Genomic DNA, 20253 nt, shown 5'->3' with positions numbered 1-20253 from the left:
AGCGCCGGAACCAGAACTTTAATGCAGCGGCGAAGCGACAGCTTCATTTCTCTTCGCAAACCCTGGCGTTTTCCCGAATGCGATCCCACGCCGAAGCGGAGCTAATCTGATCAACCCGGTCCAACACCTGGAGACTCCATGCGATCCCTCGTCATAACAATGGCTGTCCTAACTGCCGCCGGCATCTGTGCGACCGCCAACGCTCAATCGGTGGTCACGCTCGGTCACTCGGCTCCGCTCACGGGTCCCCAGGCGCCGAACGGAAAGGACAACGAGAACGGCGCCCGCCTCGCTATCGACGAACTCAACAAGAGCGGTGTCACGGTAGCTGGCCAGAAAGTCACGTTCAAACTGGACTCCGAAGACGACCAGGCAGACCCGAAGATCGGCGTTCAAGTCGCGCAGAAACTCGTCGACAGCGGCGTGATCGCCGTGCTGGGCCCGTACAACTCGGGCGTGGCGATTCCGGCATCGCGCGTCTATAACACGGGCGGCGTGCCGATGCTGCCGGTTGCGTCCAACCCGGCGTTGACGAAGCAAGGCTTCAAGAACATCTTCCGTATCGGCGCGAGCGACGAGCAGCTAGGCGGGACGATGGGCCAGTTTGCGGCCAAGACATTGAAGGCCAAGACCGCCGCGGTGATCGACGACCGCACGGCCTATGGGCAAGGCGTGGCGGAGCAGTTCATCAAAGAGGCCAGGGCAAACGGAATCCAGATCGTGGACCAGCAGTTCACGAACTCGTCGGCGACCGACTTCCTCGGCATTCTGACCAGCATCAAGGCCAAAAATCCGGATGTCGTCTTCTTCGGCGGATACGCTGCTCAGGGCGCGCCGATGGCCAAGCAGATGCGCGCCCGCGGACTGCGTGCCAAGCTGCTTGGCGGCGATGGCATTTGCTCGGCCGATATGGGTAAGGTCGCCGGTGATGCCGCGTCCATCGTGTATTGCGCCCAGGGCGGCATTGCGCTCGACAAGACCCCAGCCGGCCGTGAGTTTCTGCAGAAATACAAGGCCGCTTTCAACACTGATACGCAGGTCTATGCGGTCAGCTACTACGACGGCGTAAAACTGCTGGCCGATGCGATGGTCAAAGCGGGCACCACGACCGACAAGGCAAAGCTCATCGCCCAGTTGGCAAAGACCAACTACAAGGGCGTGGCAGGCACCTACTCGTTCGATGAAAACGGCGATCTGAAGGGCGCACCCACGACCGTCTATGTGATCAGAAACGGCCTTCCGGTGCCGTACGGGCAGTGACGTTCAACCGAGGAACTCCAACGCACCCATGAAAATCAGTCGCACCATTTCAACAGTCGAGGTTCATACCGGCGGCGAAGCGTTCCGTATCGTGACGAGCGGGCTGCCTCGCCTTCCCGGCGACACCATCGTCAAACGTCGCGCGTGGCTGAAAGAGAACGCCGACGAAATTCGTACCGCGCTGATGTTCGAACCGCGTGGTCATGCGGACATGTACGGCGGATATCTGACCGAACCCGTTAGTCCTACGGCAGACTTCGGGATCATCTTCGTCCACAACGAGGGCTATAGCGACCACTGCGGGCACGGCGTGATCGCGCTGTCCACCGCGGCGGTCGAGTTGGGCTGGGTTCAGCGCCAGATTCCCGAGACGCGCATTGGCATCGACGCTCCGTGCGGTTTCATCGAGGCCTTCGTGCAATGGGATGGTGAACACGCCGGCAACGTACGTTTCGTGAACGTTCCATCGTTCATCTGGAAAACGGATGTCACGGTTCAGACGCCGTCGTTTGGCACGGTAAAGGGTGACATCGCATTCGGTGGTGCGTTCTACTTCTATACGGACGGTGCGCCGCACGGTCTCTCAGTCCGCGAATCTTCTGTCGAGGAACTCATCCGGTTTGGCGCCGAGGTCAAACAAGCTGCAAATCAAGCGTACCCGGTTGAGCACCCCGACATCCCGGAAATCAACCACATCTACGGCACCATCATTGCCAATGCGCCGCGGCACGAAGGCTCGACGCAAGCCAACTGTTGCGTGTTCGCCGACCGTGAGGTTGACCGTTCGCCCACCGGCTCAGGGACGGGCGGACGCGTCGCGCAACTCTATCTGCGCGGGAAACTGGCCATGAACGAGACACTCGTGAACGAGTCCATCATCGGCACGGTCTTCAAGGGGCGCGTACTCAGCGAGGCGACCGTCGGCGACTTCAAGGCGGTCATCCCCGAGGTCGAGGGCAGCGCCTATGTTTGCGGCTTCGCAACCTGGATCGTGGACGAGCGTGACCCGCTAACTTACGGTTTCCTCGTCCGATAATCGCCTCAAGCTCTCTCCCGGTTCCGAAGCGCGAAGTACACACCGGCCCCGAGCGCAACGAGCAGGACCACGATCAGGCCGGCACCCATGCTGGGCAGACCGGTCATGCTGCTGGCCGCACGGGGCGCCGCCGAGGCAGCCACCGGCGCTGAAGCCGCCGGCGCGACCGGTTGCGGAAGCGCCACACCGGCGGCGCTACCTTGACGTACCAGAGAAGCCTCCGATGTCGGCGAGGCCTGCGACGCCTGCGGCACGTCAGGCGCGGACGCGACAGCAGGCGCTTCCGGATTGGGTCCGACAGGCGCCATCGTGGTTTGAGAAGGCACCACGACGGACGCGGCCGCTTGCGGACCAGCTTCGAGCGCCCGCGCCATCGTCTTCCACTTATCGAATACGCCATCCACGCAGTGCACATCGATACAGGCGTTGCGCGCGTGCCGCCACTGCGCCAGTTGCGCGGACGACAGTTTGCCGCTGCCGAGCAGTGCCTGTTGCTGCGCGAAGATGTCGTCGTACTCGTTGTTCAGGATCGCGTGATCGCAAATGACGCGCTCAGCGGGTTGCTGTGTGGTTGCACACTGAATGTCGTTCGCCGACGCCGCGGTCGAACCCAACGCCGCCAGGGATAGCAGCAATACTCCGATACGTCGTGCCAAGTGCACCCGTCCTCCGAGAATGTGAGCGTCAAAGTCCAGGCACCACGATGAATCCGCCCGACTCGTCACCGTATATATCGACTCTGCCTTCGAGCAGATAACGTGCCGCCAACGCGCATAGCGCCGCGTCGACATCGTCGATCGATGTCAGCGGCGCAGTCGCGATGCCTTCCCGTTCGAGAATAGCCCGGCGCTGCGGGCCTTTTTGCTTCGCGGATGCAACGTCCGTCCCGAGAAAAGCGCATGTGATCGCGTGAGGAAACGTTTCGAAGCACACGCGACCCGTGATTTTTTCGCCGCCGTCGAAAAGCGCAAACTGGGCGGCGAATGCGTCGTAGATGCGCTCGCCGTTGAACATCCATCCATAGAAGCCGCTTTTAGTGGCCATCGCGTGTTCGCGAGCCGGTGTCGCGAACGAAAAGATCCGCTGCCGCGCGAGTTCCTTCTCGGCCAGCCTTCCCGCCGCGCCCGTTCGCCAGCGACACGGCGCATCGATGCCGACCGCCGCCACCTCGTGCGCGCGACACCGCTCGAGCATCTGTTCGGGGGTCGCGTTGGCGAGATTGCACAGCATCCGGGTGCCGCGCAGGATAACCAGATGGTTGCCCTTGCGGTCCCCGCCGACATCGATGCCCGCTACCGTCGGCGGCGTCAAAGCAGCGCCACCACCCTCACATCGCCCTGCTCCGCCGACGCCACCACTTTCTCGCCGATCCGGCGGAACGTGATCGACACCGACGCATCGCCGACCCGCAGATCGCTGACCTCGAGCCAGTCGATGCCTTCGGGCAGCATCGGCTGTTCGATCAGCACTTCGCGGCGCTCGGCGTCGATCGTGATGCCCAGACACGCCTCGAGCATCATGAACGGCGAGCCGGCCGCCCATGCCTGCGGCAAACACGCGACCGGATAGGCCGTGGGCGGCTCGCCGCGGCGTCGCGGGAAGCCGCAGAACAGTTCCGGCAAGCGCATGTCGAAATTCACCGCCGCCTCGAACAGCGCCTGCAGCAGTTTCACGGCCGACCCCTTCGCGCCATAGCGCGACAGCCCGCGCGCGCATAGCGCGTTGTCATGCGGCCAAACCGAGCCGTTGTGATACGCCATCGGATTGAAGCGCGCCTGGCTCGCCGCTAGCGTGCGCACGCCCCAGCCGGTGTGGAACAGCGTCGAGTCGAGCGCCCGCACCAACGCTTCGCCGCGCTCGCGCGTGGGCAGGCCGAACGCCAGCAGATGCCCCGCGTTCGACGCCATCACGCGACACAGCTCGCCATGACCGTCGAGCGCGATGCCGTAAAAGCCGACCTCGTCCATCCAGTACTTTTCTTCGACGCAGCGACGGATCTTCTTCGCGCGCTCCGCATACTGCGCGGCCGCGTCGCGCAGACCGCGCAGCTTCGCGAAGCGCGCCATCGTGTCGAACGCGGCGCTCGCATAGGCCTGCACTTCGACCAGCGCGATCGGGCCGTCGGGGAAGCGCCCGTCCGCATGAAACACCGAGTCGTGACTATCTTTCCAGCCCTGATTCGCGAGGCCGCCATCCGATTCGCGCTGGTAATCGAGCAGTCCGTACCGGTTCTTGTCGCACACGCCCGCGACCCACTGCGCCGCGCGTTCGAGCGCGGGCCACAATTCGTCGATCAACCCAATGTCGCCGGTGCGGGCCGCGTACGCGCCGGCCAGCACGATGAACAGCGGCGTGGTGTCGACACCGCCGTAGTACAGCGCGAACGGCACTTCGCCGGCCGCGGCCATTTCGCCCTTGCGCATCTCGTGCATGATCTTGCCCGGCGCGGCGTCGCGAAACGGCGAGTTCTCGCGCGCCTGGTGCTCGGCGAGAAAGCGCAGCACACCGGCCGCGAGATGCGGCTGCAGCCACAGTGTTTGCAGCGACGTGATCACCGCGTCGCGGCCGAACGGGGTCGAGAACCATGGGATGCCCGCGTACGGGTACGGGCCAGTCGCGAGATCCGTCGTCAACAGTTCCAGGTCGGCGAACGAGCGGTCGATCCATGCGTTGAACAGCGGGTTGCTCGTACGCACGCGCGCGCTCGCGCGGCGTCGCTCGCGCATCACCAGATGGGCATCCACCAGCGCCGCGCGCACCGCCGCACGGCCGACGCGCGGGCGTTCCGCGTCGATCTGCGACAAATGCGCTTCGCTCAGCGCGTGCACGGGCTGCGACACGTCGGCGCCGGGCTTGCTGGTCATCGGCACGACGTGCACGGCCACCGACAGATAGATCGACACGCATGCCTGCGCGGGCAGCTTGACGGTGTAGTCGGCGCGGTCGGCGAACAGCTTGTCCGGCTGCGGCGAGAACGCGATCTGCACGTTGCGCGCGACGTCGTCGAGACCGACATAGCCGAGCAGCACCTGCTGATTCTCGACCCGCGCGGGCTGCACGCGACCCTGTTTGTCGCGCTTCAGGCCGCGCACTTCGAACATGTCGCGGAAATCGCTGGAAAACGAAATGGACAGCGGCACGGTCGCATCGCTCGTGCCGTAGTTCGTGAGCTCGATCGCCTCGTTGAGCACGGTACCCGACAGCACGCGCACACGCTCGACGTGGATTACGCCTTCGGGGGTGCTGTCACCGCCGAGCGGCGGCAGCGGTCGGTTGGTCAGATGCGCGGTGAACGTGGTGTTGTCGCTGCTGACGCTGCCCGACAGCAGCGACGGCGCGCGCCCGCCGAAGGTCAGCCGCAGTTGCGACATCACGCGGGTGTCGTTGACGAACAGGCCGTCGTCGTGACCTGTGATATCGCCGAGCGGATCGTTGACGATGAAGGTGTCGCCCGACTTGAGCACGTGCTGCGTGGCGCTCGCGACGTTGAGGTTTTCCGTCGGGATGAAGACGCCGTCCTGCTCGGGATCGCGATGATCGACGCCGCCCGAGTGGGTCAGCCCGCCGAGGGCTTCTGGCTGCTGTTTCAAGGTCGCTCCTATGAATTCGCTGCTGCTTTCAGTTGCACTTCGGGTCTCGCCTCGGATTCGCCGCCGGGGTGGCCGGCCTGGCCGCCCCCACGGTTGGCCGGCCCCGGTCGGCCAGCCAGCCCATCCGATTGTAGAGGCTCTGAGGGCGTGAGACGAAGTTATCGCGTAGGAGTTTCGGCTTTTTGCGCCATTTTTTGACGCCGTTTTCGGTGGCACAGGACGTGCAGGCGGAGGAACGCGCGGAACGCAAAAAACCCACGGCCTCGTGAGCCGTGGGTTCGGGACCGTCGTCAAACGCGTTGGTGGGCGTCGATCCGGCCTGTTACCGCTTTGCGACCGGTTTTGCCTCGCGCAGCGTCTCGCCGACGAACAGCTGACGCGGACGGCCAATCTTCTGCTCAGGATCGGCGATCATTTCGTTCCACTGCGCGATCCAGCCGACCGTGCGTGCCATCGCGAAGATGCACGTGAACATCGACGTCGGAATGCCCAGCGCGCGCTGCACGATACCCGAGTAGAAGTCGACGTTCGGGTACAGCTTGCGCGACACGAAGTATTCGTCTTCGAGCGCGATCTTTTCGAGTTCCATCGCGAGCTTGAACAGCGGGTCGTCGTGCAGGCCCAGCTCTTCGAGCACTTCGTGGCAGGTTTCGCGCATCAGCTTCGCGCGCGGATCATAGTTCTTGTACACACGGTGGCCGAAGCCCATCAGCTTCACGCCCGAGTTCTTGTCCTTCACCTGCTCGATGAACTCGGGAATGTTGTCGACCGAGCCGATTTCTTCCAGCATGTTCAGCGCGGCTTCGTTCGCGCCGCCGTGCGCCGGGCCCCACAGACACGCGATACCCGCCGCGATACACGCGAACGGATTCGCACCCGACGAACCGGCGAGACGCACGGTCGACGTCGACGCGTTCTGCTCGTGGTCCGCGTGCAGGATCAGGATGCGGTCGAGCGCGCGCACCAGCACGTCGTTGACCTCGTACTCCTCGGCCGGATTCGCGAACATCATGCGCATGAAGTTCGCGCTGTACGACAGGTCGTTCTTCGGATACACGAACGGCTGATCGATGCTGTACTTGTACGCCATTGCAACCAGCGTGGGCAGCTTCGCGATCATGCGGATCGCCGATAGGTCGCGATGCTGCTGGCTCGTGATGTCGAGCGAGTCGTGATAGAACGCGGACAGCGCGCCGACCGCGGCAACCAGAATCGCCATCGGGTGCGCGTCGCGACGGAAGCCGCGGAAGAAGAAGTGCATCTGCTCGTGCACCATCGTGTGCTGCTTGACGGTGTTCTCGAACTCGGCTTTCTGCTGCGCGTTCGGCAGTTCGCCTTTCAGCAGCAGGTAGCAGGTTTCGAGGAAGTCGGCGTTCTGCGCGAGGTTGTCGATAGGATAGCCGCGGTACAGCAGCTCGCCCTTGTCGCCGTCGATATACGTGATTTCGGAGTTGCACGCCGCCGTCGACATGAAGCCCGGGTCGTACGTGAATTTGCCGGTCTGGCCGTACAGCTTGCGGATGTCGATCACGTCCGGGCCCAACGAGCCCTGATAGATCGGCAGATCGATGGTCTGGTCGCTGTCGGAAAAACTCAGCGTTGCGTGTGACTTCGAGTTCATCTACGTGTTCCTTTTGCTTGATACCGCAGTCGTTCCGGCATGCATCGCGGTCGTACGGCGAGGCGCGACGTCGCCGCTCTCGAACCGGTACGGGCATGCTCAGGTTCCGCTGCGCATTCTACGGGCCGGCGTGTCGTTGATTGCGTCGATTGCTCGCAACAGTCCATCTCCGCGTGCGCAACATTCGTTGTCGGCACGGGGCGCTGGCATCGCGCTGCCGATGAAAGTTGTTCGAAAGTCGGAACACCAGCTGCAACAATGTTTTGCTGCCAGCAGACTGCGTCGGGCTCGATCCGTCTGCGATACTGGGTGCGTGCATTGATGCTTGCGGCCCGCGATTCGAAGCGGGCTTTTTTGGTCACACAGAAAAGCAGGACGAATACAGATGAATGCCTCTCTCGAAACGCTGTTTCCGGATCACGTCCATACCGAAGACCACACGGTCACCGCGCTGAATCATCAGGATATCGTCGTCGCGTTGTCGGCGGCGCTGAAGACGCAGGACGTCGCGGTGCTGCACATGCTCTATCCGCGCACCGACGCGCGCACCCATCGCAGCCTCGACACGCTCGTCGACGTGCTGCACGGACACGGCCTGCATGAAGTCGCGGCTCTGATCGCGCGGGAAGCACACTATCTGCTTTTCACGGACCCGGTGAAGGCGTGGAAGGTGTTCCACGAAATCCGCAACGATTCGCTCGCGATCGGCGTGCATCTGTACTATCACGGGCTCGTCGGCGAAGCGGCCGAACGCGCGCTCGACAAAGACGCGCATCGCAAGGCCTGATGCTGTCAACGGACGATCGGCGGCGACACGCGCCGGCCGATCGCCCGTTGATGTTCGCGTCACTTCCTCAGCGCGCGCTCACGGCCTGAATGAATTCATCCACGTAACGATTGAACGCGGACGGATGCGCGAGGTTCATGCCGTGCGACGCACCGCGCACCGTTTCGCGGCGCGCATCGGGCAACCATCCCTGCAACGCCGTCACCGTGCGGTGGAACATGTCGGGACTTTTCTCGCCGTCGATCAGCAGCACCGGGCAGCGCAGGTCCGCCGCGTCCTCGGGCACGTAGGCGGGTAGCGGATCGCGGAATTGCCGCGCGAGCGTGTGCGCGTTGTCGGTCGCCATGCGGCGAAAACCCGGCGTGCTCATCGCCCAGAAGCCGGGACGGCTCACCGAATCGACGAACAGTTGCAAGCCTGCTTCGACCGCGCCGCTTTCTATCAGTTGAGCCGCTTTCGCGCGCAATGCGTTGACCGGCTCCGGCACGCTCGCTGGCGGACGTCCGGCGATCTGCAGCGGGCCGCCCGGATCGGCGAGCGTCAGTGTACGCACGTGTTCGGGATGGCGTCGCGCGCAATGATAGGCGACGCAACCGCCGCGCGAATGCCCGACCACATGCGCGGGCCCCGCGCCGAAACCAGCGATGAACTCCGCCACTTCATCGGCGTGGCTGCTCCAGCTGAACGGCAGGTCCGCCTCGCTATCGGTGACTGGCCAGTAATGCGTGAGACTGACCGCGACGCAGCGATAGCGCTTCGACAGACCCGCCAGTTGCGGCTGCCAGTAGCGGTAGTCGCACAACGAGCCGTGCACGAACAGCAGCGGTTCGCCGTTGCCGGCCTCGATGTAACGCATGCGCAAGCCGCTACGTAGGTCGATGAAGGATGGTGAGGACAGCGACGAAGCGGAGACGGATTGATTCACGGTTGGTTTACGGACAGCGCGGCGTCGGGGCGCGGATGTGCGCGGGGCGGGCAACGGGCATTGAGAAGCGGGCGTATCGGCGGCTCGGGAAACGGGACGCGACGCGTATTGTCACATAGGCTCCGGCGACGCGTCGGGTAGATGTCCGCAAGGTGCCCCGACCACGCTGGAGATGGTCGGGGCGGCTGCTCTGTGTGTGCTGCCGGAACCGACAATGGCGAGCAAGGCTGGATGTGTTGTGTTCGGCGTCCATGGCTCAGATACCGCTTCGGCGGGTTTGCGTCAAATCTGGACGGGCCAGGATACTGCCACACTGATCCAGCAGGGCACGAGCAAGCTGGCCGCGACGATGAAAGCACCACCTGACATGGCGCACAATATCGGCCTGTCGATCGATATGGTCGTGCCATTTGGCTTCGCCGGCTCGGTCAAGGCTGCACGCGCGGCCAGCGTAACGATGGGCCGGATCAGACTGAAGGAGCATGAAGCAAAAACGCTGAACGGGATCGGCGGCCATACGCTTTTGAAGCATGTCGGAAAAGATGAGGCGTGGTTGCGACAACGGCTGATAGACGAACCCTGGATACCAGCAGCGACGTCATTTAAAGACCAGAGAACGGCTGAGAGAGCAATTTCGAAAGTGATGATGGCCGACGCCGACCGGATTCGTCTGTGGGCGCAGTCAACCGGAATGCGTGCCCCGCTGCGTATAACAAAACACGTATCCGGAGATCTCGGTTATGGGGTCGTCAGAAGAACGGGCCGGCTCGTGAAGGGAAACAAGATTCTGGTTGTGCTCAAGCGTGAAACCTACAATGGCATGCCGTATTACGTCCTAACGGCTTTCGTCGGTCTGTGAGAAAAGCGCTTATGAAAGAGAATCCACTGTATCCCGAACTTAATCAGCTTTTTGGTGTGTACCTCAACGAGGATTGCTCGTACTGGGGAAGCACCATTGAAGCTATCGTAGGTTGCTATAAACGGGATAGCTCCACAGAAAGCATCAAGGGCATCCTTGTTGAAATCGAGAGTTTCAGGAAGGCACATTCCGACCATCTGGACGCTGCGTTCGAAGAAGCATATGGCTCGCAGTTTGACCCTAAGTTGTGGAGTCATACGACTGCATCGTTTCTCGACGAATTGGAGCGCCTTCTGAGCGCGTAATCCACTGGTCGTCGCCGCGCGCGGAAGATTCGATGTCAGCCGGTGCATGCGCAATTTGGCAGGCAACCAACCCCCGCCCACCGCTCACGCGTCCCCGGCTTCGTCCACCCACCCCGCCGCTGCCGCCGCCCCAGCGCCGCGCACCGCGCAGGTCAGCGGTTCGTCGGCGACGTGCACGTCGAGGCCGGTTTCCTCACTCAAACGCCGCCCCAGATTGCGGAGCAGCGCGCCGCCACCAGTCAGCACGATGCCCTTGTACGCGATGTCCGTGATGAGTTCGGCTGGGGCCGATTCGAGCCCGCGCTTCACCGCGCCGATCACCTGACTCAGTGGCGCTTCGATCGCCTCCGAAATATCGCGGTTGCTAAGCTGCACCGTGCGCGGTAGCCCGTCGTCGACGCTGCGGCCGGTTGCGTTGATCTGCTCGAGCGGCACGTCGTGTACGGCCGAGGCGATGGCTCTCTTCACGTGCTCGGCGGTCTGCTCGCCGAGCAGCACACCGTACAGATTGCGCACGTAGCTGATGATCGCCGCATCGAAATTGTCGCCGCCGACGCGCACAGAGCCGCTATACGCGGTGCCGCCCAGCGCGATCACGCCGACCTCGGTGGTGCCGCCGCCGATGTCGACCACCATCGAGCCGGTCGCATCGCGCACCGGCAACCCCGCGCCGAGCGCGGCCGCGAGCGATTCGCCGATCAGGCTGACCTTCCACGCGCCGGCCGCCTCGGCCGCTTCGCGGATCGCGCGGCGCTCGACATGGGTCGCCGCGGCCGGCACGCACAGCGTGAATGCCGCGCGCCGGCTGAACAGCGAGCGCGGCCGCGCCATGTCGACGAATTGCTTGATCATGTGTTCGGCGGCGGCGAAGTTGGCAATGACGCCGTGGCGCATCGGCCGCACCGTTTCGAGATTGCGCGGCGCGCGGCCAAGCAGCTGGCGCGCCTCGGCGCCGATCGCGGCGATCCGTTTCGCCCCGCTCGCGGGCTGCGTCTCGAAGCACACGACGGACGGCTGGTTCAGCACGACGCCGCCGTCGTCGGTATAGATAAGGGTGTTGGCCGTGCCGAGATCCACCGCCACGGAGTGGCGGAACAATCGCTCAAAGAGCGGGTAATGCGGCGTCGGTCTGGCCATATGCAGGCTCTGATGTGTCGTTATCCGCCTTCTTGGGCGGTCTGGAAATGCGCCCCCGGGTCCCCGAAGCCGCGCGACACGCCCGCTGGGCGTTGCGCTTCCCGCGCGGCGGGGGTGATTTTCAAGCTATTGCCCGTATGACGGCAAGCTCATCAGAATCTTTAGGCCCGCTTTCTATCGGAGTTGTGTCAATCGCGCGACAGCTTGCCCAGTGCGCGTTCCAGCGCGTCACGGCCGAGCGCGACGCCGTCGGCCGTGATCGTATGGCCGACGCCGGGCAGCATGTAGGCGTCGACCGGGTAGCCGGCGGCGCTGAAAGCGTCGGCCGCGAATTCGAGTTCGCGCACCGGGATCACCTCGTCGTCCTCGCCGTGGACCAGCGTGAGCGGCGTCGCGCGGTTCGACGAGACGATCGGCGAGGCGAGCCGCCCCGAATACGCGACGACGCCCGCCGCGCCCTCCGCGCTAGACGCGACGTGATGCAGCGCCATGATCGAACCTTGCGAGAAGCCGACCAGCGCAAGCCGATCGAAAGACAACTGCCAATGCGCAAGCTCTGCATCGAGCACGCGGCGCAGCGCCGGATAGGCGGCGGCGACGCGCGCCTCGCGGTTCGCTCCGTCGACGTCGCGCAGGCTGAACCACTGGCGGCCACCGAAGCCGCCGTCGAACGGATCGGTGCCGTCGAGCGACACGAATGCGGTGCCGGGCAGCTCGTCGCTCCAGATATCGGCGAGCGGCATCAGATCGCGCGCGTTGCTGCCGACGCCGTGCATCAGCACGACGAGGCTCGTCGCGGGCGCGTTCTGCGGTGCCGTATTCGGCGCGCGCCGCCAGCCGTGTTCGAATTGCTGCCAACTCATGGTGGTGTCCTTTTTTCCGTGGTTTAGTGGCTCTGGCCGTGGTGGCTCAGCCCTAGCCGCGAGCATACGCCGCGTGCCGCATTCGCGTCGCCGGGAGCCGCATCGGCCGCGGCTGCGGCCGACGCCGGCGGGCGAATGCGGGTATGCTTTTGCGCATCGACGGACCCGCCGCCGCGCCGCACGGTCCGAGGCAAACCATCCGGAGAACGCCGTTTGAGCCAGCCCAACGCCGCGCCTGATTCCGCGTCGCCGCCGCCTCAGCCCCCCGCGCCACCGCCGCCGCCCGCGCCTCTCGAAGGCGGCCGGCTGGTTCTCGCGACGATCGCGGTCGCGCTCGCCACCTTCATGAACGTGCTGGATACGTCGATCGCGAACGTCGCGATTCCGACCATTTCGGGCAACCTCGGCGTCTCGGTCGACGAAGGCACGTGGGTGATCACCGTGTTCGCGGCCTCCAACGCAGTGGCGATTCCGCTGACCGGCTGGCTCACGCAGCGCATCGGCCAGGTGAAGCTGTTCGTCGGCGCGATCCTGTCGTTCACGCTCGCGTCCTGGCTGTGCGGCGTCGCGCCGACGCTGCCGATCCTGCTGCTCGCGCGGGTATTCCAGGGCGCCGTGGCCGGCCCGCTGATTCCGTTGTCGCAGGCGATCCTGCTCGGCTCGTATCCGAAAGAGAAATCGTCGACCGCGCTCGCGTTGTGGGCGATGACCGCCACCGTCGGCCCGATCGCGGGTCCGGCGCTCGGCGGCTGGATCACCGATAGTTATAGCTGGTCGTGGATCTTCTACATCAACATCCCGGTCGGCCTGTTCGCGGCCGGCGTCACGTGGATGATCTACCGCACCCGCGAATCGCCGACGCGCAAACCGCCGATCGACGTGGTCGGCCTCGGCCTGCTGATCACGTGGGTCGCGTCGCTGCAGATCATGCTCGACAAGGGCAAGGATCTCGACTGGTTCTCGTCGCCGGTGATCTCGATTCTCGGCCTCGTCGCGCTGATCAGCTTTGCGTTTTTCCTCGTCTGGGAGCTGACCGAGGAGCACCCGATCGTCGATCTGCGGCTTTTTCAGCAGCGCAATTTTCTCGGCGGCACGATCGCGATTTCGGTTGCATACGGGGTGTTCTTCGGCAATCTGGTGCTGCTGCCGCAATGGATGCAGGAGTATCTGAACTACCGCTCGATCGACGCCGGTCTGGTCACCGCGCCGCTCGGCATCTTCGCGATCATTCTTGCGCCGATACTCGGCCGCGTGCTGCCGCACTCGGACGCGCGCGTGATCTCGACGGTCGCGTTCGTCGGCTTCGCGATCGTGTTCTACATGCGCTCGAAGTACGTGATCGAGATCGACACATGGCACCTCGTGCTGCCGACGCTGCTGCAAGGCATTCCGATGGCGCTGTTCTTCGTGCCGCTGACGGCGATCATCCTGTCCGGCCAGCCGCAGAGCCGGATTCCGGCGGCGGCGGGTCTATCGAATTTCGTGCGCGTGTTCTGCGGCGCGGTGGGCACGTCGATCGCGGGTACCGCATGGAACAACCGCACGATCCTGCATCACGTGCGGCTCACCGAACAGGCGTCGGTCGACAACCCGTTGTTCGCGCAGCAGATCGACAACACGCAGTCGGTGCTGCATCTGAGTCCGCAATCGGCGGATGCGCTGTTCGATTTCACCGTGAACACCCAGGCCGCGATGATGGGCCTGAACGACATCTTCTTTGTGTCGGCGATCATCTTCGTGCTGATCATTCCGCTAATCTGGATCACGCGGCCAGCCAAAGGCGGCGGTGGCCCGGATGCGGCCGGCGCGCATTGACGCAGCTTCGGTCGCGCGCGACGGCGACGCTCGCGCGGTGGCTGGGGAGTGGCCGCGAGCTTGCGTCAGCGGAAATAGCGCGCCGGCGTGTCGCCGAACGCATCGCGAAACACCGCGATAAACGACGACACGTCGTTATAGCCGACTTCGAGCGCCGCCTGCGTGACGCTCTCACCGGCGCTGAGATGTTCGAGCGCGGCTAGCAGGCGCAACTGCTGGCGCCATTGCCCGAAGGTCTGCCCCGTTTCCTTCGCGAACAGACGCGCGGCCGTGCGCGCGGTCACGCCGGCGGCCGCGGCGAGTTCCTCGAGCACCAGCGATTGCGCGGGATTCGCGCTGAGCGCCTCGGCGATGCGCTGCGCGCGCGGATCGCCCGGCCAGTTCAGGCCGAGCGGCGCGGCGGGCAAGCCGGCGACGCGATCCAGCAGCACCTGCAGCAGACGGCGGGCGGGTTCGTCGGGAGGGTGATCGTGCGGCAGATCGGCCGCGGTGGCGAGCAGCGCCTGCACCAGCGTGTCGGGGATCAGCGCGCCGGTCTGCGTGGGCAGCGGCGCGGGGTCGAAGGCGGGGTCTAAGGCGGGATCGGCGGTGGCGTCCATCGCGGAACCGATCGCGACGTAGAGCGAATACAACTGCACGGGCCGCCTCGCGTGCAGGCAGTGCGGCGTATTCGCGGCAATCCACAGCGCGCGGGCGGGCGGGACGACCCAGCGGCCGGACTTCGTGCGCACCGTCAGCACGCCTTCGCTGACGTGAATCAGATGCGCGCGCCGATACGCGCGCCACGGCCCGTCCAGCGTCGCATGGCGCTCGCCGACCACGAAGACCGCTTGCTCGATGCCGTCCGGATCGAAGGCTTCCGTCATGGTGTCTGCTCTGACGCGGGACGTCCGCGAAGGGAGCAAGATTAGCACGCGCGCGGGGCCCGGTTGCGGGGCGGCTTCACACGGTCCGGCAACCTCGAGCGCGGCCCCGCCCGAGACCCGGCCTATCCTGCCCGCCTCACCAACTGCTCCAGCACCGTCCGATACGAGGTCGTCCCGACCACCCGCTCGTTCACGCCATCCTCGAAATCGATCCATCCCGAGTTGAAGCCGTCGAGCATCTCGATCCGCGGCGCGGGCCATTCGGTGCCTTGGGCCTGAAACTGCGCTTGCCACTGCTCGCGCGGCACCGTGCGCGCTTCGACCGGGCGTCCGAGCAGGTCGCCGAGCATCTCGGCGATCTCGCGCTGCGTATAACGCCGCGGCCCCTCGATCTCGATCACGCGTCGCCCCTGCCACGACTGCGTGAGCGTCTGTGCAACGACGTGGCCGATATCCGCTGTCGCGACCATCGGAAACGCACGGTCGAGCGGCTGCAAAAAGCTCGGCATCACGCCGGATGTGCGGGCCGGCGCAATATCCCACCGCGAGTTCTCCATGAACCAGGCCGGCCGCAGGATCGCGGTTGGGATCGACAGACCGGCGAGCGTCTGCTCGAGAATATGCACCTGCGTGATCAGGCCGAGCCCCGTTTCGCGCTGCCCGCCCACCGACGACAACGCCGCCACCCTCCCCGGCCGTGCCTTCGACAGCGCCTCCTTCAGCACCGCGGCCGCCGCATGCGCGTTCGGATAGCCGGGCAGCGGCGCGAAGTTCGGCGCGATCATCACGAACACGCCGGCCGTGCCGCGAAACGCGGCGGTGAGCGCGTCGGCGTCGTCGAACGACGCGATCGCGACTTCGGCGCCGCGCTCGCGCCACGGCGCCGCCTTGCTTTCGTCGCGCAGCACGGCGCGCACCGCGTGCCCCGCGTCGAGTAACGCGCGTGCCGCCGCGCCGCCCACCTGTCCTGTCACACCGGTAATTGCAAACATGCTTCTCTCCTCGATGACGGCGGATGCCGTGATGGGAGGAATTCTCGGTGTGGCGCGGCGATTTCGCGAGAGCGTGGATGTCATTTGTTTAGTGACTTGATGTCATCCGCTCGGCGCGTCGCTTGTCAGAGAACAGGGCCGGCCACAACACGTAAAACGTATTTGCGCCGGCCCCTGGTCCGCTAGCTAAATCTCGTCGTGCGCCTCGCCTGCATCATTTGCCGCGTCATCGAGAAGGTCTGCCGCATCACGACGCGTGAGTCGCTGATTCGGAAGGCCTTCGCGTCGAGCGCCAGAGAGGTGAATAGCTCGTGATCACAGTCATTGATGCGCCGGTAGTCTTCGCCGGTATGGAGCAGGACTTCCAGCAGCCTGCGCTGTTGGTGTCTCTCCTGTGCGGTTATGGCCATTGCACCAGCCACCCCTGATGCTCTCGTTTATCGTTGTGCTAGTCGAGCAACGCATGCCGCATTGGGCCTGCCTCGCCTGGCCAAGATCTACAGCCTCCGTCATTCCCTATCCGCTGGCTTGACCATCCCCTCCAGCCGATAAAACTCGATCTTGCGATAGAGCGTGCTGCGCGAAACGCCAAGGGCGCGTGCGGCCTGCGCAAGGTTGCCATGTGCATTGTGCACGGCGCGTGCAATGGCTGAACGTTCCGTAGCCTCCAGACTTGCGTTCTCGTCCCGCAGTGAAGGCATGGCCCCGGACATCGAGATGTCATCGAGCAACTCGGCAGGCAAATCGTCGAGCGACACGGCAGTTTGGCTCGACGTCAAAAGCATATAAAGGAGAAGAAAGTAACGAAGCCGTCCTCAGTTGGCGTTCAGGGATGAAAGCGAGGGGTCATCCGCAGCAGCGATGTGTCGCAAAATCGGACGCTGACAGAGGATCGACGTTGGCGGGATGTCTGAAAATGGGACGCATCGAGTGTGAAGGGCTCGATTGCATGCATGTGGGATGGAGTCGTCGCACAGAGAGTGAAGTGCGCGATGTCGGCCAGAAAGACCGACGCCTGGATAGATCCAGGGCTTGAAAGAGAGTGATGGCAGGGGAAGAAGGATTCGAACCTTCGAATGCCGGAATCAAAATCCGGTGCCTTAGGCCAGCTTGGCGACTCCCCTACGTAGGGGCGAGATCCTACCAGAGGATTCGCAAAGAGCAAAGGGTTCTCGCAGATCCGGTGAGATGGGTTCGCTCAATGGTGATCCACCGGTCGCGGCCTGAGCGGCTCACCTCCCCGGCATTCGAGTGCCGCCCGGTCCCAGCCGCCGAGATCCGCGGCCGCTTGATACGTGCTCTCGAGAAAAGCCAGCAGCGCTTGCTCGGGGTCGTTCGACGTGCGGACGCTTTCGTACGGAAGGATGAATTCGCCAAGCTTGTCGTCGAAATAGGCGCCGCCCGGCTGGGGTGTTGCGTTGGAAAAGCCGTCAGGCGACGGGTAAGCGTAAGAGTAAAACGCCGGGAAAGGTGTCGCCGGTCCCCCCGGCCAGAACCCGGCCGACGATACTTCGTGGCTGTAGGCTTCGCGCGTCACTTCATCGGGTAGCGCTGGAACGCCGCCGGGATGGAGAGGCGCGCGGCGTCCAGAAAAACGCGTCACGGCGAGATCGAAGCTACCCCAGAAAAAATGAACCGGGCTGACCTTGCCGATATAACCGGTACGAAACCGCTCAAGCACACAACAGACCGTGACGAGCGCTCGAAAGAAGCGGCTCACGGCATCCGCGTCGTACGGGCGCGCTGCATGGTCGTCCTCGAACGGCACGGGGTTCGGGATCTCGTTGGGTCGGCCGTGAAACACGGGCTTGCCTCCGAGTTGCGCAACCAGATCCAAAAAGTTCGCGTGGAATTGTGCAACCGACATCGGGGCGAGCGCAAAGTGCGCCTTGCGTCCATCGGCAGCGCTGCCGAGCACGCGATGTTCGAGCAAGTCGAACTCGATCTCCACGCCGCTGGCATCGGGGATAAGCGACGTCGTCAGGCCACGCGCGCTGACGTACAACGTAGCGTGCCACGAATGATTCAGCCATGGGGTTCGGGCGAGCTTGTACTTGCCGGCGATTTGCGTGTAGAGGTGCAACGCGGCGCACGTGTCGCGCCAGGCGTCGTACGGAATATCAGTCCAGTTCGCGCTCATAGCGGCTCCATCACAAATTCGTCTGTGTCATCGCCAAATGACGCGCGCCCTAGTCCTTCAAGGTGCGCTGGTCGCTGAATGACCTTACGCCAGACGCAAAGTCTTGTCACCTGTCGCGCAATCCGGTGGCTACCGGTTGCGCAGGCCTGCTCGCCCACAAGGTTCAGCCGAGCGCGGTCTTATCTGTGCACGCTAAAGTCTGCGGAAAAGACCGCTCTAACGTCCGTCGTTACGTCGCGGTCACCTCCGGAAACCACGGATAAAGTCTGCGGGGACCCAATCGCAGACGCTTAACTACGGAGAATCCAGGAACATAAAGTGTGCGGGAAGCCCTCGGACGGCCGATACGTGAATATAAAAAATCGGACCACATCAAATTCATTTTGCAGCGCAACAACCCGTAGCGACAACCCGGAAGTGGCTGCGCCAACTGCGCCCTGCCACGCTCAAGCTAACGCATCAGGAAACGCACGAAGACAGTTTTGACGCGAGCGTCGGTTACGAGGTCATGTGCGGCATCATCGGCCAGCGCATCGCCCAGCTCGCCGCAGCAATTAACGACGAATTGCACCGACCGGCACCGGACGCGCAGCGCGTCGAACTGCTCGAATTCCAGCAGACGGAACTGTGCCGTCTCCGCGACGAAGTGAGGCCCGATGACGCCCGCACCATCGCGCGGCACATCGCCCATTTCGGCCGGATTGTGCGCGAGCACGACGACGGACGAACCGGCGCGACGAACCCGATGCCGCTTCCACGCTGAACACCGTGTGGTGCATTTTGCACCACGTGGCAAAGCCTTGTCCCGTATGGGCTTCAAGCAGCTCGCCGGTTTTTTGACCGGCCGGGGTCACTTCTTTGTGGTGCACGGCAAAAACCCATGACCGGCGCGGGTTGGCGGCCGGTTTGCACGCGTTTTGTTGCGTGCGTCATGTCTGTGTACTTCTACAAGGGGATCTCGATGACGAACCGCGACGTGCAATTGAACAATGCGACGCCCGCACCGGCCGACCAGCCACACGACGAACATCGCGCGATCGCCGACGCGTGGCTCCAGCGCGCGCTCGCCGGAATCCGGCAAATGCACCTCGATGAGGACGCACGCCGCGAGGTGGCGAGGGGGATTTTCTAGCGGCACGGCGTCGGCTCACGGCCAGCAATGAATGAAGCAAATTGAACGGCGACGACGCAACGCTCGCCGACGCCATAAAGCACAAACCCGGCGCGCGGCCGGGTCTGTTGTTTCGACACCAATGTTCAGTCGCGATCGTCAACCACGAACACGATGTACACCGATCGCCCTGCTAGACCGTCTACAAAGTCCCGGGCTACAGCAACGCTCTCGTCGGCACTCTTGCCTTCGTAGGACCAGTTTTCGTAAGTTGACTCGAATCGGCCGAGGCCGTGTAAAAACGTCTGGGCCGGCAGGCCGGAAGAGCACCTGTGAGACCGCGTCTGCGCAGTTCCGGTTTGCCAGCGACTGACCGGATCGCGTTATGCGAGCAATCATGGTCAGGCGTGAGATCACACGCCTGCCAGCTTCATCGCTCGCAATGTCTTTGCAAATCCGAGAATCCTGATGACGCGCTTGAGGTTGTATGCCAGCACATGCAAGCTCATTTCAGTCGATACGTACCCAAGCCTGCGCGTCTGGAAGTGGGTTGAGCCCATCCAGTGCTTCAGTGTGCCGAACACGTGTTCGACCGTTCGACGTCGTATTGTCATGGCGTCAAGCTGGCGATCAAGTCTGAGTTGCATTCTCTCGAGTACCGCTTCGTGTTCCCACCGGCGAATGCGCCGGTAAGGAGCCGGCGTGCACTGGTTTCTGAGCGGACAGCGCGGACAGGCGCTGCTCCAGTAGGTCCGCAGTTTCAGCAGATTGGCACTCTCAAAGGACGTGTACCTGTATATCGCACGTTGACCCGCCGGACACAGGTACTGGTCATCTTTGGCGATGTAAATGAAGTCGGCCCGGTCGAACCGACCGTCAGCCTTTGCACCGGAGGTTTGGCTCTTTGGCACCAGCGCCGCAATACCCGCGTCGTCGCACGCCTTGA

General features: G+C 63.8%; 20 protein-coding genes and 1 tRNA gene. 8 read left to right on the top strand and 13 right to left on the bottom strand.

Features of this window, described 5'->3' with window-relative positions:
- Window positions 1-138 precede the first annotated feature (138 nt).
- Together AB3X89_RS13310 and lhpH are read left to right on the top strand one after the other, a co-directional pair.
- Window positions 139-1260, top strand: a complete 1122-nt coding sequence (locus AB3X89_RS13310; protein ID WP_368583697.1) for a branched-chain amino acid ABC transporter substrate-binding protein — start codon at window positions 139-141, stop codon at window positions 1258-1260.
- Window positions 1261-1288: 28 nt separating this feature from the next.
- Window positions 1289-2296: a trans-3-hydroxy-L-proline dehydratase gene (gene lhpH / locus AB3X89_RS13305; protein WP_368583696.1), complete on the top strand. Its 1008-nt coding sequence runs from the start codon at window positions 1289-1291 to the stop codon at window positions 2294-2296.
- 5 nt (window positions 2297-2301) lie between these two features.
- On the opposite strand, the gene AB3X89_RS13300 is transcribed toward lhpH, so the two are convergent.
- The 4 genes from AB3X89_RS13300 to gltA all read right to left on the bottom strand — a co-directional run bounded on the left by AB3X89_RS13300 (window position 2302) and on the right by gltA (window position 7507).
- Entirely contained in the window at window positions 2302-2958 is a 657-nt protein-coding gene (locus AB3X89_RS13300; protein WP_368583695.1) for a hypothetical protein, read from the bottom strand.
- Between the two features lie 22 nt (window positions 2959-2980).
- Window positions 2981-3607: a DUF429 domain-containing protein gene (locus AB3X89_RS13295; protein WP_368583694.1), complete on the bottom strand. Its 627-nt coding sequence runs from the start codon at window positions 3605-3607 to the stop codon at window positions 2981-2983.
- Window positions 3604-5886, bottom strand: a complete 2283-nt coding sequence (locus tag AB3X89_RS13290) for a glycogen debranching N-terminal domain-containing protein (RefSeq protein ID WP_368583693.1) — start codon at window positions 5884-5886, stop codon at window positions 3604-3606. The genes AB3X89_RS13295 and AB3X89_RS13290 overlap by 4 nt, the downstream gene beginning before the upstream one ends.
- A 322-nt stretch (window positions 5887-6208) precedes the next feature.
- A complete protein-coding gene (gltA, locus tag AB3X89_RS13285; RefSeq protein ID WP_368583692.1) occupies window positions 6209-7507 on the bottom strand; it encodes a citrate synthase in 1299 nt (432 codons plus the stop codon).
- Between the two features lie 385 nt (window positions 7508-7892).
- Between gltA and AB3X89_RS13280 the strand changes: the two genes are divergently transcribed.
- Window positions 7893-8294, top strand: coding sequence for a hypothetical protein (locus AB3X89_RS13280; RefSeq protein WP_368583691.1), 402 nt, complete (start codon window positions 7893-7895; stop codon window positions 8292-8294).
- Between the two features lie 67 nt (window positions 8295-8361).
- On the opposite strand, the gene AB3X89_RS13275 is transcribed toward AB3X89_RS13280, so the two are convergent.
- Window positions 8362-9150: an alpha/beta fold hydrolase gene (locus AB3X89_RS13275; protein WP_368583813.1), complete on the bottom strand. Its 789-nt coding sequence runs from the start codon at window positions 9148-9150 to the stop codon at window positions 8362-8364.
- 283 nt (window positions 9151-9433) lie between these two features.
- Between AB3X89_RS13275 and AB3X89_RS13270 the strand changes: the two genes are divergently transcribed.
- Together AB3X89_RS13270 and AB3X89_RS13265 are read left to right on the top strand one after the other, a co-directional pair.
- Window positions 9434-10078, top strand: a complete 645-nt coding sequence (locus AB3X89_RS13270; protein ID WP_368583690.1) for an RNase A-like domain-containing protein — start codon at window positions 9434-9436, stop codon at window positions 10076-10078.
- Window positions 10079-10089: 11 nt separating this feature from the next.
- Window positions 10090-10383 carry a contact-dependent growth inhibition system immunity protein gene (locus tag AB3X89_RS13265; protein WP_368583689.1) on the top strand — a complete coding sequence of 98 codons (294 nt, stop codon included), beginning with the start codon at window positions 10090-10092 and terminating at the stop codon, window positions 10381-10383.
- Window positions 10384-10467: 84 nt separating this feature from the next.
- Here AB3X89_RS13265 and AB3X89_RS13260 read toward each other — a convergent pair whose 3' ends face one another.
- On the bottom strand, window positions 10468-11520 hold the full coding sequence (locus AB3X89_RS13260) for a rod shape-determining protein (protein ID WP_368583688.1): 1053 nt from the start codon (window positions 11518-11520) through the stop codon (window positions 10468-10470).
- A gap of 188 nt (window positions 11521-11708) precedes the next feature.
- Window positions 11709-12383, bottom strand: a complete 675-nt coding sequence (locus AB3X89_RS13255) for an alpha/beta hydrolase (RefSeq protein ID WP_368583687.1) — start codon at window positions 12381-12383, stop codon at window positions 11709-11711.
- Window positions 12384-12596: 213 nt separating this feature from the next.
- Between AB3X89_RS13255 and AB3X89_RS13250 the strand changes: the two genes are divergently transcribed.
- Window positions 12597-14198, top strand: coding sequence for a DHA2 family efflux MFS transporter permease subunit (locus tag AB3X89_RS13250; RefSeq protein WP_368583686.1), 1602 nt, complete (start codon window positions 12597-12599; stop codon window positions 14196-14198).
- Between the two features lie 65 nt (window positions 14199-14263).
- Here AB3X89_RS13250 and AB3X89_RS13245 read toward each other — a convergent pair whose 3' ends face one another.
- The 5 genes from AB3X89_RS13245 to AB3X89_RS13225 all read right to left on the bottom strand — a co-directional run bounded on the left by AB3X89_RS13245 (window position 14264) and on the right by AB3X89_RS13225 (window position 18196).
- A complete protein-coding gene (locus AB3X89_RS13245) occupies window positions 14264-15064 on the bottom strand; it encodes an AraC family transcriptional regulator (RefSeq protein ID WP_368583685.1) in 801 nt (266 codons plus the stop codon).
- A gap of 122 nt (window positions 15065-15186) precedes the next feature.
- Entirely contained in the window at window positions 15187-16056 is an 870-nt protein-coding gene (locus AB3X89_RS13240) for an NmrA family NAD(P)-binding protein (RefSeq protein WP_368583684.1), read from the bottom strand.
- A gap of 509 nt (window positions 16057-16565) precedes the next feature.
- Entirely contained in the window at window positions 16566-16814 is a 249-nt protein-coding gene (locus tag AB3X89_RS13235; protein WP_368583683.1) for a helix-turn-helix domain-containing protein, read from the bottom strand.
- 288 nt (window positions 16815-17102) lie between these two features.
- Window positions 17103-17180: transfer RNA gene (locus AB3X89_RS13230), tRNA-Gln, on the bottom strand.
- Between the two features lie 74 nt (window positions 17181-17254).
- Window positions 17255-18196, bottom strand: a complete 942-nt coding sequence (locus AB3X89_RS13225; protein WP_368583682.1) for a DUF5996 family protein — start codon at window positions 18194-18196, stop codon at window positions 17255-17257.
- Window positions 18197-18704: 508 nt separating this feature from the next.
- On the opposite strand from AB3X89_RS13225, the gene AB3X89_RS13220 reads away from it, so the two are divergent.
- Both AB3X89_RS13220 and AB3X89_RS13215 read left to right on the top strand, forming a co-directional pair.
- Window positions 18705-18959 carry a hypothetical protein gene (locus tag AB3X89_RS13220; protein ID WP_368583681.1) on the top strand — a complete coding sequence of 85 codons (255 nt, stop codon included), beginning with the start codon at window positions 18705-18707 and terminating at the stop codon, window positions 18957-18959.
- Between the two features lie 168 nt (window positions 18960-19127).
- Window positions 19128-19328 (top strand): hypothetical protein, encoded by a 201-nt coding sequence (locus AB3X89_RS13215; RefSeq protein WP_368583680.1) that lies wholly within the window; start codon window positions 19128-19130, stop codon window positions 19326-19328.
- Window positions 19329-19720: 392 nt separating this feature from the next.
- Here AB3X89_RS13215 and AB3X89_RS13210 read toward each other — a convergent pair.
- On the bottom strand, window positions 19721-20253 hold a 533-nt coding region (locus tag AB3X89_RS13210), incomplete at its 5' end, for a transposase (protein ID WP_368583679.1).

The organism is Paraburkholderia sp. BR14320, assembly GCF_040948665.1.
GTDB lineage: Bacteria > Pseudomonadota > Gammaproteobacteria > Burkholderiales > Burkholderiaceae > Paraburkholderia > Paraburkholderia youngii.
The sequence above is the reverse complement of the archived record's forward strand: the minus strand, read 5'-3'. Positions and strand labels throughout refer to the sequence as shown.

What these genes read in the sequence shown, in the direction of transcription:
- AB3X89_RS13310 (WP_368583697.1), top strand. Translation starts at nt 139, where the DNA reads ATGCGATCCCTCGTCATAACAATGGCTGTCCTAACTGCCGCCGGCATC.
- lhpH (WP_368583696.1), top strand. Translation starts at nt 1,289, where the DNA reads ATGAAAATCAGTCGCACCATTTCAACAGTCGAGGTTCATACCGGCGGC.
- gltA (WP_368583692.1), bottom strand. Translation starts at nt 7,507, where the DNA reads ATGAACTCGAAGTCACACGCAACGCTGAGTTTTTCCGACAGCGACCAG.
- AB3X89_RS13280 (WP_368583691.1), top strand. Translation starts at nt 7,893, where the DNA reads ATGAATGCCTCTCTCGAAACGCTGTTTCCGGATCACGTCCATACCGAA.
- AB3X89_RS13275 (WP_368583813.1), bottom strand. Translation starts at nt 9,150, where the DNA reads ATGCGTTACATCGAGGCCGGCAACGGCGAACCGCTGCTGTTCGTGCAC.
- AB3X89_RS13270 (WP_368583690.1), top strand. Translation starts at nt 9,434, where the DNA reads ATGGCGAGCAAGGCTGGATGTGTTGTGTTCGGCGTCCATGGCTCAGAT.
- AB3X89_RS13265 (WP_368583689.1), top strand. Translation starts at nt 10,090, where the DNA reads ATGAAAGAGAATCCACTGTATCCCGAACTTAATCAGCTTTTTGGTGTG.
- AB3X89_RS13260 (WP_368583688.1), bottom strand. Translation starts at nt 11,520, where the DNA reads ATGGCCAGACCGACGCCGCATTACCCGCTCTTTGAGCGATTGTTCCGC.
- AB3X89_RS13255 (WP_368583687.1), bottom strand. Translation starts at nt 12,383, where the DNA reads ATGAGTTGGCAGCAATTCGAACACGGCTGGCGGCGCGCGCCGAATACG.
- AB3X89_RS13245 (WP_368583685.1), bottom strand. Translation starts at nt 15,064, where the DNA reads ATGACGGAAGCCTTCGATCCGGACGGCATCGAGCAAGCGGTCTTCGTG.
- AB3X89_RS13240 (WP_368583684.1), bottom strand. Translation starts at nt 16,056, where the DNA reads ATGTTTGCAATTACCGGTGTGACAGGACAGGTGGGCGGCGCGGCGGCA.
- AB3X89_RS13225 (WP_368583682.1), bottom strand. Translation starts at nt 18,196, where the DNA reads ATGAGCGCGAACTGGACTGATATTCCGTACGACGCCTGGCGCGACACG.
- AB3X89_RS13220 (WP_368583681.1), top strand. Translation starts at nt 18,705, where the DNA reads ATGTGCGGCATCATCGGCCAGCGCATCGCCCAGCTCGCCGCAGCAATT.
- AB3X89_RS13215 (WP_368583680.1), top strand. Translation starts at nt 19,128, where the DNA reads ATGTCTGTGTACTTCTACAAGGGGATCTCGATGACGAACCGCGACGTG.